This window comes from Microbacterium sp., from assembly GCF_047972865.1.
Classification (GTDB): Bacteria; Actinomycetota; Actinomycetes; order Actinomycetales; family Microbacteriaceae; genus Microbacterium.
The window spans coordinates 1-14,257 of sequence record NZ_JBKEAY010000249.1 but is presented as its reverse complement, the minus strand read 5'-3'; the positions used below and the strand labels follow the sequence as shown (position 1 = coordinate 14,257).

Annotated in this window: 12 protein-coding genes and 1 pseudogene; 3 read left to right on the top strand and 10 right to left on the bottom strand. The window is 68.9% G+C overall.

The features are described from left to right. The 3 genes and pseudogenes from ACK5KK_RS15390 to pgl form a co-directional block, all read left to right on the top strand. A pseudogene (locus tag ACK5KK_RS15390) lies at positions 1 to 661 on the top strand (glucose-6-phosphate dehydrogenase); the annotation flags it as partial. After that, positions 658 to 1,590: a glucose-6-phosphate dehydrogenase assembly protein OpcA gene (locus tag ACK5KK_RS15385; protein ID WP_416890963.1), complete on the top strand. Its 933-nt coding sequence runs from the start codon at positions 658 to 660 to the stop codon at positions 1,588 to 1,590. The pseudogene ACK5KK_RS15390 and the gene ACK5KK_RS15385, both read left to right, overlap by 4 nt. Before the next feature lie 9 nt (positions 1,591 to 1,599). After that, entirely contained in the window at positions 1,600 to 2,379 is a 780-nt protein-coding gene (gene pgl, locus ACK5KK_RS15380) for a 6-phosphogluconolactonase (RefSeq protein WP_416890962.1), read from the top strand. Between the two features lie 46 nt (positions 2,380 to 2,425). Here pgl and ACK5KK_RS15375 read toward each other — a convergent pair whose 3' ends face one another. The 10 genes from ACK5KK_RS15375 to uvrA form a co-directional block, all read right to left on the bottom strand. Continuing rightward, positions 2,426 to 2,782, bottom strand: coding sequence for an RNA polymerase-binding protein RbpA (locus tag ACK5KK_RS15375; protein WP_416890961.1), 357 nt, complete (start codon positions 2,780 to 2,782; stop codon positions 2,426 to 2,428). Then, positions 2,782 to 3,030, bottom strand: a complete 249-nt coding sequence (secG, locus tag ACK5KK_RS15370; protein ID WP_416890960.1) for a preprotein translocase subunit SecG — start codon at positions 3,028 to 3,030, stop codon at positions 2,782 to 2,784. The genes ACK5KK_RS15375 and secG overlap by 1 nt, the downstream gene beginning before the upstream one ends. Before the next feature lie 75 nt (positions 3,031 to 3,105). After that, on the bottom strand, positions 3,106 to 3,894 hold the full coding sequence (gene tpiA, locus ACK5KK_RS15365) for a triose-phosphate isomerase (protein WP_416890959.1): 789 nt from the start codon (positions 3,892 to 3,894) through the stop codon (positions 3,106 to 3,108). After that, positions 3,885 to 5,099 carry a phosphoglycerate kinase gene (locus tag ACK5KK_RS15360; RefSeq protein WP_416890958.1) on the bottom strand — a complete coding sequence of 405 codons (1,215 nt, stop codon included), beginning with the start codon at positions 5,097 to 5,099 and terminating at the stop codon, positions 3,885 to 3,887. The genes tpiA and ACK5KK_RS15360 overlap by 10 nt, the downstream gene beginning before the upstream one ends. 3 nt (positions 5,100 to 5,102) lie before the next feature. After that, positions 5,103 to 6,107, bottom strand: a complete 1,005-nt coding sequence (gap, locus tag ACK5KK_RS15355) for a type I glyceraldehyde-3-phosphate dehydrogenase (protein ID WP_416890957.1) — start codon at positions 6,105 to 6,107, stop codon at positions 5,103 to 5,105. A gap of 139 nt (positions 6,108 to 6,246) precedes the next feature. Continuing rightward, entirely contained in the window at positions 6,247 to 6,864 is a 618-nt protein-coding gene (locus ACK5KK_RS15350; protein WP_416890956.1) for a superoxide dismutase, read from the bottom strand. A gap of 100 nt (positions 6,865 to 6,964) precedes the next feature. After that, on the bottom strand, positions 6,965 to 7,942 hold the full coding sequence (whiA, locus tag ACK5KK_RS15345; RefSeq protein ID WP_416890955.1) for a DNA-binding protein WhiA: 978 nt from the start codon (positions 7,940 to 7,942) through the stop codon (positions 6,965 to 6,967). A gap of 43 nt (positions 7,943 to 7,985) precedes the next feature. Then, the gene (gene rapZ, locus ACK5KK_RS15340; protein ID WP_416890954.1) at positions 7,986 to 8,861 is read right to left on the bottom strand and encodes an RNase adapter RapZ; all 876 of its coding nucleotides are present in this window, start codon (positions 8,859 to 8,861) and stop codon (positions 7,986 to 7,988) included. Positions 8,862 to 8,888: 27 nt separating this feature from the next. Further along, on the bottom strand, positions 8,889 to 10,820 hold the full coding sequence (gene uvrC, locus ACK5KK_RS15335) for an excinuclease ABC subunit UvrC (RefSeq protein WP_416890953.1): 1,932 nt from the start codon (positions 10,818 to 10,820) through the stop codon (positions 8,889 to 8,891). 1 nt (position 10,821) lies between these two features. After that, on the bottom strand, positions 10,822 to 13,710 hold the full coding sequence (gene uvrA, locus ACK5KK_RS15330; protein WP_416890952.1) for an excinuclease ABC subunit UvrA: 2,889 nt from the start codon (positions 13,708 to 13,710) through the stop codon (positions 10,822 to 10,824). Between the last annotated feature and the right edge of the window lie 547 nt (positions 13,711 to 14,257).

Sequence of the window (14,257 nt, the reverse complement as noted above, 5' to 3'; positions counted from 1 at the left end):
GCTGGCGGCGGTGCGCCTCCCCGAAGACCTCTCCACCGCGGCGGCCCGCGGGCAGTACGCCGGGGGGATGCAGGGCGGCGAACTCGTGGCCGGTTTCCTCGACGAAGACGGCATGAGTCCGCAGTCCACAACCGAGACCTACGCGGCGATCAAACTCGAGATCGCGACGCGGCGGTGGGCGGGGGTGCCGTTCTACCTGCGCACCGGCAAGAGGCTGGGCCGCCGCGTGACCGAGATCGCTGTGGTGTTCAAGGCAGCGCCGCAGCACCTGTTCGCACGCAACCAGACCCTCGACCTCGGTCAGAACGCGCTCGTGATCCGGGTGCAGCCCGACGAGGGCGTCACGCTGCGGTTCGGTTCCAAGGTGCCCGGCGCCGCGACCGAGGTCCGCGATGTGACCATGGACTTCGGCTACGGCCACTCGTTCACCGAGTCGAGTCCAGAGGCCTACGAACGGCTCATCCTGGACGTGTTGCTGGGCGACCCGCCGCTGTTCCCGCGGCACGAGGAGGTCGAGCTGTCCTGGAAGATCCTCGATCCGGTCGAGGAGTTCTGGCGGGAGCAGGGCGGCCCGCTCGAACAGTACTCGCCCGGGTCGTGGGGACCGGCCTCGGCCGATGAGCTCCTGGCCCGCGACGGCCGCGTTTGGAGGCGCCCGTGATCGTCGACCTGCCCGCCACCACCGTGTCGAAGATCGCCCGCTCGCTGGTAAGCGTGCGCGAAGAGGGCGGCGCCGTCGCCCTCGGGCGCGTGCTCACTCTCGTGATCCGCAGCGAGGGCCAGGTCGACGAGGCCGTCATCGATGCCGCGAACGACGCGTCCCGCGAGCATCCCATGCGCGTGATCGTGCTGGAGACGTATGCCGCCGACACCGCCCGGCTGGACGCCGAGATCCGCGTGGGCGGGGATGCCGGTGCCAGCGAGGTCGTCGTGCTGCACGCACGCGGCGCGGCCGCCTCCAACGAAGAGTCGCTCATCACCGGCCTGCTGCTGCCGGATGCCCCCGTCGTGGCCTGGTGGCCGGAGGACCCGCCGGCGGTGCCCGGAGACTCCCCCATCGGCAGAATCGCCCAGCGGCGCATCACGGACGCGGCCAGCGAGCCGCGGTCACCGCATCGCCTCTCGGAGCTCGGGGCCGCCTACCGCCCCGGCGACACCGACCTGACATGGACCCGTCTGACGCACTGGCGGGAGCAGCTGGCGAGCGTACTCGACCAACCGCCGTACGACACGGTGACCGGCGTCGAGGTCGTCGGCGCTGGCAGCTCCCCCTCGACGGGCCTCCTGGCCGCGTGGCTGCGGCTGGAGCTCGACGTCCCGGTGCAGTGGCGCTACGCACCGCGCGAGGAGTGGGATCACGGCATCTGCCGGGTCGTGCTGCAGCGTGCGTCGGGCGATGTGCGGCTGGAGCGCAGCAACGACGTCAACGCCCGGCTCACCCAGCCCGGTCAGCCGGCGCACGACATCGTGCTGCCGCGACGCACCCTCCGCGAGTGCATCGCCGAGGAACTGCGGCGACTGGACCCCGACCTACTGTACGGTCGCGTGATCGCCGAGGGCTGGCGACTGCTCGACCCACCGACCACCTAGGAGCGACACGTGGCGGACCCCCGGAACGAGAAGCGTGTCTTCATCAGCGACGACACGGCGAGCATGGCCGACGCGGTCGCCGGTCGATTCCTCGATCGGCTCTCCCGCAGGCTTCACGGCGGGCGCATCGCGCACGTGGCGCTGACCGGCGGCACGAGCGGCACCGCGGTCCTGGCGGCCGTCGGCAGCCACGAGGCGCGCAACCGCGTCGACTGGTCACGGGTGCACGTATGGTGGGGCGATGAGCGTTTCGTCCCGCGCGGCAGCGCGGAGCGCAACGAGACCGGGGCGCGCCGAGGCTTGCTGGACCGCGTCACGATCCCGGAGGCGAACATCCACGCCATGGCGGCCTCCGACGGAGGACTCGACCTCGACGACGGCGCGACCGCCTACGCCGCCGAACTCGCGCGGTTCGGCACCGCGGGCCGCCCGTGGCCCTCGTTCGACGTGTGTTTCCTGGGCGTGGGACCCGACGGGCACATCGCATCCCTGTTTCCCGACCGCGCCGAGATCCAGATCGTCGACCGCGCCGTCACCGTCGTGCGCAATTCCCCGAAACCGCCGCCGGAGCGGCTCTCACTGACCCGACCGGTCATCAACACCTCCAAGCGCGTGTGGATGGTCCTCGGCGGTGCCGACAAGGCATCGGCGCTGGGACTCGCCCTCGCCGGAGCCAGCTACGAAAGCGTCCCCGCCGCGGGCGCGAAGGGACGCAAGCAGACCCGGTTCTTCGTGGATCGTGCCGCAGCGGCGGAAGTTCCCGCAGACCTCATCGAACAGGACTGGTAGGGCGAGCCGGATCGGTGAGGCGCGCCGGGGACGCGCGCGCCCACGCTCAGGACTGGCCGCGGCGCTCCCGCAGCTGACGCAGCGCGTCGTCGAGCAGTTCCTCGGCCTCTTCGTCGGTACGCCGTTCTTTCACGTACGCGAGGTGGGTCTTGTACGGCTCGGTCTTCGCGAGTGCGGGCGGGTTCTGCTTGTCGCGACCCGCGGGAAGCCCCGAGTGCGGCGAATCGATCGTCTCCGGGATCTCCTCGTCGGGGATGCCCGCCGCGAAGTAGCGCACGGTCTCGTTGCCCAGCGCATCCCAGTACGAGATCGCGACCCGGTCGGCGTGATGACCGTGGTCCTGCTCGCCCATCGGGCCGGCACCCACACGCGTGCCGCGGATCGCATTTCCTCCGGTAGCCATCAGATCACCTGGAACTTCGTGATGAGACCGAGCGCGACGATGGAGACGAACCACACCAGTGCGAGCACGACCGTGAATCGGTTGAGATTGCGTTCGGCCAACCCTGAGGAGCCGAGTGCCGAGGTCATCCCGCCTCCGAACATGTCGGAGAGACCGCCACCGCGGCCCTTGTGCAGCAGGATCAGCAGGGTGAGCAGCAGGCTGCTGATTCCCAGCAACACCTGCAGCACGAACTCGAGAATGTCCACAGTCGAAGAAAGCCTTTCGCAGCGCGCCGTCGCGGCGCCCAACGGTTCATTATAGGGGGCCGGGTAGGGCCGAGATCACACGCCGACGTGCTTCTGGTAGCGGATGATGGCGGCGAACTCGTCCACGACGAGGCTCGCTCCGCCGACCAACGCACCGTCCACATCGGGTTCGCGCATGAAGCCCGCGATATTCGCGGCCTTCACCGAGCCCCCGTAGAGGATTCGCGTGCGGTCGGCGGTGTCGGCACCGACCGTCTCGGAGATGACCGCGCGCAGCTTGGCGCAGACATCCTGCGCCTGGTCCGGAGTGGCTGCCTGTCCCGACCCGATGGCCCAGACCGGTTCATAGGCCACGACGATGTCGGCGTCGGCCGGAACACCGGCCAGCGCGGCGCGCAGTTGCCCGGCCGGCACCGCCGAGGCGCCGAACTCCTCCAGGTCTGCGGCCGTCTCCCCCACACAGATCACCGGAGTGAGACCGTGGCGCAATGCGGCCTGCACCTTCGCGGCGACGACGTCATCGCTCTCCGCGTGGTACTCGCGTCGCTCGGAGTGACCGATGATCACGTAGCCGCACGCGAGCTTGCTGAGGAACGCTCCGGACACTTCGCCGGTGTAGGCCCCGCTGTCGTGCGTCGACAGATCTTGACCGCCCAAGCCGAACGGGATCTTGTCGGCGTCAAGCAGGGTCTGCACGGTGCGGATGTCGGTGAACGGCGGGAACACAGCGACCTCCACCGACTCCTCGTCGTGCGCGGCATCCTTCAGCGTCCAGTAGAGCTTCTGGACGAACGCGACCGCCTGCAGGTGGTCGAGGTTCATCTTCCAGTTGCCCGCGATCAGTGGGGTGCGGCTCACTGCCATCCGAGTATCTCCAATCCGGGGAGCTTTTTGCCTTCGAGAAACTCCAGACTCGCGCCGCCACCGGTCGAGATGTGCCCGAACTGGTCGTCGGTGAAGCCGAGTTGGCGCACCGCGGCGGCAGAGTCGCCCCCGCCGACGACCGAGAGCCCGTCAACCTCGGTCAACGCCTGCGCGACGGACTGGGTGCCCGCCGCGAAGGCGGGCATCTCGAACACGCCCATCGGCCCGTTCCAGAACACGGTGGTCGCGCCGCGGATCGCGGTGGCGAACGCCGCCGCCGTGCGCGGACCAATGTCGAGGCCGAGGCCGTCGGCGCCGAAGTCGGTGTCCTCAATGTCGGCGGCGTCGGCGACGGCGTGCGGTGCGTCGGCGGCGAAGGAGGCCGCCACGACGGCGTCCACCGGCAGGACCAGGTTGACGCCACGGGCGGTCGCATCCGCGATGTAGCCCTTGACGGTCTCCAGCTGATCGGTCTCCAGCAGGCTCTTGCCGACGCGGTGACCCTGCGCGGCGAGGAAGGTGAACATCATCCCGCCTCCGACGCAGAGGGTGTCCACACGCGGCAGCAGGTGCGCGATGACGCCGAGTTTGTCGCTGACTTTCGATCCGCCCAGCACGACCGCGTAGGGCCGCTGCGGGTTCTCGGTGAGGCGGTCGAGCACGTCGACCTCCTTCTCGATGAGCAGCCCCGCGGCGGACGGGAGCAGTTCGGCCAGCTCGTACACCGACGCCTGTTTTCGGTGCACGACACCGAAACCGTCCGAGACCAGCACGTCGGCCAGCGACGCGAGCTGCTGGGCGAACGCGCGGCGCTCCGCCGCATCCTTCGACGTCTCACCCGCGTGGAACCGCAGGTTCTCGAGCACGACGACCCCGCCGTGCGGTGCCGCGGCGATCGTGCCGGCGGCGGCGTCCCCGACCGTCTCGGGCGAGAACTGCACCGGCGCGTCCAGCAGCTCGGCCAGTCGCTGAGCGACCGGGGCGAGACTGTATCGGGCGTCAGGCGCACCGTCGGGGCGCCCGAGGTGCGAGCACGCGATGACGCGCGCTCCCTCCTCGATGAGACGGGTCAGGGTCGGCAGCGCCGCCCGGATCCGCCCGTCGTCGGTGATCGCGCCGTCCTGCAACGGCACGTTGAAGTCGACCCGGACGATGACACGCTTGCCCGCCAGCGGGCCCAACGAGGAGAGAGTGCGCAACGCCATGCGTCAGAGCTTACTCGCGACGATCTCGGTGAGGTCGACGAGCCGGTTGGAGTAGCCCCACTCGTTGTCGTACCACCCGACGACCTTCACCTGGTTGCCGATGACACGCGTCATCCCGGCGTCGAAGATGCACGAGTGCGCGTCGGTGACGATGTCGCTGGAGACGATCGGGTCCTCGGTGTACTTGAGGATGCCCGCCAGCGAACCGGCCGCGGCGGCGCGATACGCCGCGTTGACCTCCTCCACGGTGACGTCGCGGGCGAGTTCGACCGTGAGGTCGGTGGCGGACCCGGTGGGGACCGGCACCCGCATCGCGAACCCGTCGAGCTTGCCCTTGAGGTTGGGCAGCACGAGCCCGATCGCCTTGGCGGCACCGGTCGAGGTCGGCACGATGTTCAGCGCCGCGGCGCGTGCCCGGCGCAGGTCGCTGTGCGGGCCGTCCTGCAGGTTCTGGTCGGCGGTGTACGCGTGGATCGTCGTCATCAGTCCGCGCACGATGCCGAATTCGTCGTCGAGCACCTTCGCCAGCGGCGCGAGGCAGTTGGTGGTGCAGGACGCGTTGGAGATGATGTCGTCGGTGGCCGGGTCGTAGTCACCCTCGTTGGCGCCGATGACGAACGTCGCCGCGTCGCCGGAGGCAGGCGCGGACACGAGCACCTTCTTCGCTCCGCCGACCAGGTGCTTGCGAGCATCGTCGGCCTTGGTGAACCGGCCGGTCGACTCGATGACGACCTCGACGCCCTGATCGGCCCAGGGGAGGTTCGCCGGGTCGCGTTCTTCGAAGACCTTGATGGTCTTGTCGCCGATGGTGATGGAGTCTTCCGTGTACGACACGTCGGCATCGAGGCGCCCGAGCACCGAGTCGTACTTCAGCAGGTGAGCGAGGGTCTTGTTGTCGGTGAGGTCGTTCACCGCCACGATGTCGAGGTCCGCACCCTGGGCGAGGGCGGCACGAAGGTAATTGCGTCCGATACGGCCGAAGCCGTTGATTCCGATCTTGACAGACACGATGTCTCCCGAGGTTCGAGCCTCACAGGTTGCGCCGAGGGGGCCGCTTCCGGCGGGCGGGGGGTGATGGACAGAAAGAGGATGCCGGGTCCAATCCCCTGGCCGGGGAGGAACCCGGCATCCTCACCTGCCTGTCACCCTACAACAGACCGGCGGTCTTCTCGCGGGCCCGCGAGAAGCGCTCGGCGACGTTGCCCCAATCGGCGATGTTCCAGAACGCCTTGACGTAGTCCGCGCGCACGTTCTTGTAGTCCAGGTAGTAAGCGTGCTCCCACACGTCCAGCAGGAGCAGCGGCACGGTGCCGGCGGCGAACTGGGCCTGCTGGTCGAAGAACTGCTGGATGATCAGGTTCTGCCCGATCGAGTCCCAGAACAGCCCCGCCCAGCCCGAGCCCTGCACACCCATCGCGGCGGCGGTGAAGTGCGCCTGGAAGGCGTCGAACGAGCCGAAGTGGTCGCCAATGGCCGCCTCGAGGTCGCCGGTGGGCTTGTCGCCGCCGTTCGGCGACAGGTTCGTCCAGAAGATCGAGTGGTTGGTGTGTCCACCGAGGTTGAACGCGAGGTCCTTCTCGAGCTTGTTGACGTTCGCGAAGTCGCCCTTCGCGCGGGCATCGGCCAACTGCTCCAGCGCAGTGTTGGCACCCGTCACGTACGCCTGGTGGTGCTTGTCGTGGTGCAACTGCATGATCGTTGCCGAGATGTGCGGCTCCAGGGCCGCGTAGTCGTAGGGCAGGTCGGGCAGCGTATAGGTCGCCATGTTCTCTCTTCCTGTCAATCCGCGAAGTCGCGGGACGGTTTCATCCTATTGACAGACAACGTCGCCGCGAGAGGGTTGTTCCCGCGTGCGACCAGAGAGCTCAGTCGTCCAGGCCCTCCGGGACCGCCGACTCCGTGTCGGGGAGCCCTTCGGTGGCGGCCTTCTTGTCGGCCATGGCCAGCAGACGCCGAATCCGGCCCGCGACGGCATCCTTCGTCAGCGGTGGATCGGCGTGATGGCCGAGCTCGTCCAGACTCGCGTCGCGATGCGCCAGCCGCAGCGCACCCGCCTGCTGAAGATGGTCGGGCACGTCGTCCCCGAGGATCTCCAGCGCCCGTTCCACCCGCGCGCATGCGGCGACTGCGGCCTGCGCCGATCGACGGAGGTTAGCGTCGTCGAAGTTCACCAGACGGTTGACGCCGGCGCGAACCTCGCGGCGCTGCCGCATCGACTCCCACTCGGCGGCCGCGCGGTCGGCACCCATCCGGGCGAGGGCGTGCCGGATCGCGTCGCCGTCGCGCACGACGACGCGGGGGACGCCGCGCACTTCACGCGCCTTCGCCGCGATGCCGAGGCGATGGCCAGCGCCGACCAGTGCCATGCCGGCCTCCGAGGAGGGACACGACACTTCGAGGGCCGCCGACCGGCCGGGCTCGCTCAGCGAACCCGCGGCGAGGAACGCACCCCGCCACACCGCGGCGAGATCAGCGGGGTTCCCCGTGGTGAGACGATTGGGCAGGCCGCGCACAGGACGCCGACGCTGATCGAGCAGGCCCGTCTGCCGCGCGAGTGTCTCGCCGCCGTCGATCACGCGCACCGCGAAGTGTTCACCGGTCCGTCCCCCGGATGCCTGCACACGGGCCAGTTCGGGCCGGACACCGTAGATCTCGACGAGCTCACGGGCCACCCGCCGCGCGAGGATCTCGCTGTCGACTTCGGCCTCGACGGCGACGCGCCCCGCGATCGAGTGCAGTCCCCCAGCGAAACGCAACACGGCCGTCAACTCAGCCACCCGCGCACTGGGTCTCGCGTCGCGCACCGCCGCGAGTTCGGACTTCACGTCAGCTGTCAACGACACGGGGTTCCTTCGGTTGGGGCGGGGGCGGGTGCGCCGTCTCAGCCTACTCGCGACCCAGGTCGCGGTGCTTCACCTTGACCTCGACCCCGGGGAAGGCCCGCAACCTCTCCGCGATCTCGCCCACGGCGACGACCGAGCGGTGCTTCCCCCCCGTGCACCCGACGGCGACGACCGAATGCCGTTTGTTCTCCCGCTGATACCCCGCCATGACCGGCTCTAGGGCACGCGCGTACGCGTCGATGAACTCCTGCGCACCCTGCTGGGCGAGCACGTAGTCGCGCACCTGCTCGTCCTGGCCGGTCAGCGCCCGCATCTCCGGGACCCAGTACGGATTGGGAAGGTAACGCATGTCGGCGACGAGGTCGACGTCGGTGGGCAGACCGTACTTGAACCCGAAGCTCATCACGGTGACGGTGTGACGGGCCGCCCCGATCTCGCTGAACTCGTCGACGATGCGCGTGGACAGCTGGTGGATGTTGAGGTCGGTCGTGTCGATCAGCACGTCGGCGCTCTCGCGGATCGCGGAAACCTCGGCCCGTTCCCGCTCGATCCCGTCGAGGATCGTGTCATCTCCCTGCAGCGGATGCGGACGCCGCACCGCCTCGAAACGGCGCACCAGGGCGTCGTCGGAAGCGTCGAGGAACAGCACCCGCAGGTGACGGGCATCGCGGAGCGAGCGGGTGACGGCGGGCAGCTCACCGAACAGGCTCCGCCCGCGCACGTCGACCACGGCCGCGATCTTCGGAAGAGCGCCGCCGGCGAGTTCGGTCAACTCCAGCAGCGGACCGAGCATCTGCGGCGGGAGGTTGTCCACGACGTACCAGCCGAGATCCTCCAGGGCGTTCGCCGCCGTCGTCCGCCCCGCACCGGACATCCCGGTCACGATGAGCACTTCTCCGGCCGGATCCGGCCCGGTCACCTGCTGTTTCCCGTCATCGCGTCCAGCCTAGCGAGGCGCCGTGTGCTCCGGGGAAGCGAGATGCTCGCGCACCGAGGCGGCGAGCACCGGACCGACGCCGGGAACCTCACCGATCTCCGCGGCGGAGGCCGCCCGCAGCCGGGAGACGGAACCGAAGTGACGCAGCAGCGTCTTGATGCGCGTCGGCCCCAGTCCGGGCACCTCCACCAGCACCGACGTGATGTCGCGACGCCGTCGTTTTCGCTGGTGCGTGATCGCGAAGCGGTGCGCCTCATCGCGGAGTCGCTGCAGCAGGTACAGCGCCTCGGACGTGCGCGGCAGGATCACCGGGTACTCCTCGTCCGGCAGCCACACCTCCTCGAGACGCTTCGCGATGCCGCACACCGCCAGCTCGGGGTGGCTGCTGTCGCGCAGCGCGCGCAGGGCAGCGGCGACCTGGGGCCGTCCGCCGTCGACGACGAGCAGCTGCGGCCGGTACGCGAACCGCGGCTTGCGCCGCTCGGTCGTCACCGTATCCGGCGCACCTTCCTGCTGGTCCGCCGCATCGAGGTCGGGGCCGTCTCCCTCCCCCGCGCGGTCGAGATGGGCGAGCCGGCGCATCAGCACCTGATACAGCGAGTCGGTGTCGTCGGAGGTCTCCGAGATTCCGAACGAGCGGTACTGGTCCTTGCGCGGTAGGCCGTCCTCGAAGACGACCATGGAGGCCACGACGCCGGTCCCACCGAGGTGGGAGACGTCGAAGCACTCGATGCGCAGCGGGGCCTCGTCGAGGCCGAGCGCGTCCTGCAGGTCGTTCAGAGCACGGGTGCGGGCGGTGTAGTCGCTGGAGCGGCGCGTCTTGTGGCGTATGAGCGCCTGCGTCGCGTTCAGGTGCGCCGTCGCCATGAGTTCGGCCTTCTGCCCGCGCCGCGCCACCTGCACCGTTACCGCGCGCCCGCGACGGGTCCGCAACCACTCCTCCAACTCGGTCTGATCGCCGGGCAGTGCCGGCACCAGCACACGGCGCGGGATGTCGGATGCGGTAGCCTCGCCGTACGTCCGCTGCAGGATGTGGCCGACCAGTTCGGCCGTCGAGATGTCGAGTTCCTTGTCGATCGTCGTCGCGCGCACACCGCGGACCCGCCCGCCGCGCACCACGAAGTGCTGCACAGCGGCGGACAGTTCGTCCTCGGCGATGCCGAAGACATCGGCATCCGTGTCTTCGGGCAGCACGAGGGCGCTGCGGTTGAGCACCGCGTCGATGGCCTGCAACCGGTCGCGGTACACGGCGGCGGACTCGTAGTCCATCGCGGCTGCGGCCTCGGTCATCCGGGCCGTCAGCTCCCGCGTGAACCGCTCGTCGCCGCCGGACATGAACGCCACGAAGTCATCGACGATCGCGCGGTGCTCGGCGACGGTGACGCGCATCGAGCACGGCCCGCCGCAGCGGCCGATCTGGCCGGGGAAGCAGGGGCGACCAGTCGCCATTGCCTTCTTGTACGACGCGTCGCTGCAGGTGCGGATCGGGAACACCTTGATCATCAGGTCGATCGTGTCGTGCACCGCCCACACCTTCGGATACGGACCGAAGTACTTCGCCCCGCGGATGCGGCGGTTGCGGGTGACCATGACCCGAGGCGCCTCGTCCGCGAGCGTGATCGCCATGTACGGATAGCTCTTGTCGTCCTTGTACCGCACGTTGAACGGGGGCGCGTAGTCCTGGATCCAGGTGTACTCCAGCTGCAACGCATCGACGTCGGTCGCCACGACGGTCCACTCCACCGACGCCGCCGTGGTGACCATGCGTCGGGTGCGCTCATGCAGGTTCTCCAGCGGGGCGAAGTAGTTCGACAGGCGCGCTCGCAGGTTCTTCGCTTTTCCGACGTAGAGCACGCGCCCGTCCGCGTCGCGGAACCGGTACACCCCGGGATCGGTGGGGATCTCCCCCGGTTTCGGCTTGTAGGGCAACGGGGAGGCCATGTCAGCCCGCCCGGCGCGCCGGGGCCGCCCCTCCCAGCACCTCGGCGAGGAACATCCCGGTGTGGCTGGTCTCGACGCGCGCGACCTGCTCGGGGGTTCCCGTCGCGATGACCTCGCCCCCGCCGGCTCCGCCCTCGGGGCCGAGGTCGATGATCCAGTCCGCCGACTTGATGACGTCGAGGTTGTGCTCGATCACGATGACCGTGTTGCCCTTGTCGACGAGCCCGGCGAGCACCTCCAGCAGCCGCTGCACGTCCTCGAAGTGCAGGCCGGTGGTGGGCTCGTCGTGGACGTCGACGCTGCGCCCGTTGGAGCGGCGCTGCAGTTCGGTGGCGAGCTTGACCCGCTGCGCCTCACCGCCCGACAGGGTCGTCGCGGACTGCCCGAGCCGCACATAGCCCAGGCCGACGTCGACCAGGGTCTTCAGGTAGCGGTGGATCGCCTGGATCGGCTCGAAGAACTCCGCCGCCTCGGCGATGGGCATTTCGAGCACTTCGGCGATGTTCTTGCCCTTGTAGTGGACCGCGAGAGTGTCGCGGTTGTAGCGCTTGCCGTGACACACCTCGCAATCGACGTACACGTCGGGGAGGAAGTTCATCTCGATCTTGATCGTGCCGTCGCCCGCACACGCCTCGCAGCGCCCGCCCTTGACGTTGAAGCTGAACCGGCCCGGCTGGTAGCCGCGCGCCTTCGCCTCGGGCGTCTCGCTGAACAGCGTGCGGACGCGATCGAACACGCCCGTGTAGGTGGCGGGGTTCGACCGGGGTGTGCGACCGATGGGCGCCTGGTCGACGTGGACGACCTTGTCGAGGCTCTCCAGCCCCGTGACCCGGGTGTGCTTTCCCGCGACCCGTCGCGCACCGTTGAGACGCGTGGCCAGCACCTCGTAAAGGATGCCGTTGACCAGTGACGACTTGCCCGATCCGCTCACGCCGGTCACGGCGGTGAGGACACCGATCGGAAAGTCGACCGTCACGTTCTTGAGGTTGTTCTCGCGCGCGCCGACGACGCCGATCATCCGCTTCTCGTCCACCGTGCGGCGCCGCGTGGGCGCGGCGATCTCGCGCCTGCCCGCCAGGTAGTCTCCGGTGAGCGAGTCCGCTTCGGTCAGCAGCGCGTCGTAGGGGCCGGAGTGCACCACGGCACCGCCATCGACGCCGGCGTGCGGTCCGATGTCGACGACCCAGTCGGCGGCCTGGATCGTCTCTTCGTCGTGCTCCACGACGATCAGGGTATTGCCCAGGCTCTTGAGCTTCAGGAGCGTCTCGATCAGGCGCCGGTTGTCACGCTGGTGCAACCCGATCGACGGCTCGTCCAGCACATACAGCACACCGGTCAGCCCCGATCCGATCTGCGTCGCGAGGCGGATGCGCTGGGCTTCGCCGCCTGAGAGCGACCCCGCCGAGCGCGCGAGGCTGAGGTAGCTCAGCCCCACCTGGATCAGGAAGTCCAGCCGGGCGCGGATCTCACGCAGCACGGCTGCGGCGATCTTCGCCTCGCGCTCGGTCAGTTCCAGCCGCGCGAAGTACTGCTGGGCCTCGCCGAGGCTCAGCCGTGAGGCATCGGCGATCGATTTGCCGTGCACGTGGACCGCGAGCACTTCGGGTTTGAGCCGCGCACCGTCGCACACGGGGCACGGCACTTCGCGCAGGTATTCCGCCCACCGCTGCCGCTGCGTGTCGGTCTCGGCCTGCAGGTACTGCCGCTCGATGTACGGCACGACGCCCTCGAACCCCGAGGAGTAGCGCATCTCACGGCCGTACTTGTTCTTCCAGCGCACCGTGACCTTGTAGTTCTCGCCGCGCAGCACCGCGTGCTGGACGGCGTCGGGCAGGTCGCGCCAGGGGGTGTCGAGCGAGAACTCCAGATCGTCAGCGAGACCCTGCAACAGCCGCTCGTAGTACTGGTACAGGCCCTTGCCCTGCGTCGTCCACGGGATCAGCACGCCTTCGCTGATCGACAGTTCCTCGTCGCCGATCATCAGTTCGGTGTCCACCGACATCCGCGTCCCGAGCCCCGAGCACGCCGGGCAGGCGCCGAACGGAGCGTTGAACGAGAACGTGCGCGGCTCGATCTCGGTGAGCTGCAGCGGGTGCCCGTTGGGGCACGCGAGCTTCTCGCTGAAGCTCTGCCATGCCGCCTCGCCGGCCTCGTCGACGAAATTGACCTGCAGCACACCGCCGGCCAGCCCCAGCGCGGTCTCGACCGAATCGGTGATGCGCGACAAGATGCCGGGCGCGGCCACGAGCCGGTCGACCACGACGGCGATGTCGTGCTTGTAGCTCTTCTTGAGGGCCGGCGGCTCGGCCAGCTGAATGATGTCGCCGTCGACGACGGCGCGCGCGTACCCCTTGGCCGACAGTTCCTTGAAGAGGTCGACGAACTCGCCCTTCTTCTGGCTGACGATCGGCGCCACGATCTGGAACCGGGTCCGCTCGGGCAGGTCCATCAGCTGATCGGCGATCTGCTGCACCGTCTGACGCTGAATCCGCTCGCCGCACTCGGGACAGTGCGGGACCCCGATGCGCGCCCACAGCAGTCGCATGTAGTCGTGGATCTCGGTGATCGTGCCCACCGTCGAGCGCGGGTTGCGGTTGGTCGATTTCTGATCGATCGACACCGCGGGGCTGAGCCCCTCAATGAAGTCGACATCGGGACGATCCACCTGCCCGAGGAACTGACGCGCATACGAGCTCAGCGACTCGACGTAGCGGCGCTGCCCCTCCGCGAAGATCGTGTCGAAGGCGAGGCTGGACTTTCCCGACCCGGACAGCCCCGTGAACACGACCAGCGCATCTCGCGGGATATCGAGGTCCACGTTCTTGAGATTGTGCACGCGGGCACCGCGCACACTGAGTTTCGCAGGAGTGGCAACGGGGACGATCGGCACCCGACAAGTCTAGGTCGACCCTCCGACATCGGCTCCCGACCCCGGATCCGGCACCCGCACAATCCCGCAAATCTGCACAACTCCGCACGACACCCCACCCCCGCATCCGGAGATGTGCAGATCCTGTTGCGCGTCTCGTAGGTTGCCGGTGATCGCGTCGTGGTTGGTGACGACGGGTTTGGCTGGTTCCGGATTTGGTGTGGGGCGGTCGGCGGCGTCAGGCTGACGATGACGTTATGAAGCGAGCGGCCCAGCGTGCGTTGTGGAAGGTTCACGCCGGGCCGCTCTGACGCGTAAAGGCCGCGCTGATGCTCACGGTAAGTGATGACCCTGTCGATGTCGATGCCGTGCTGCGGAAGGGTGGCTTGTCGTGCCCGGACTGTTCGTCTCGGCTGGCGCCGTGGGGCCGGCGCGGCCTCGGCAGATTCGCTCGGGTGTCGGTGCGACCGCGGGTGTGCTCGCGGTTCACCCGCGCCGGGCACGATGCTCCCGCTGCGGGGTGACGCATGTGCTGTTGGACGTGCGGCTGGCGTTGCGGCGAGCTGAT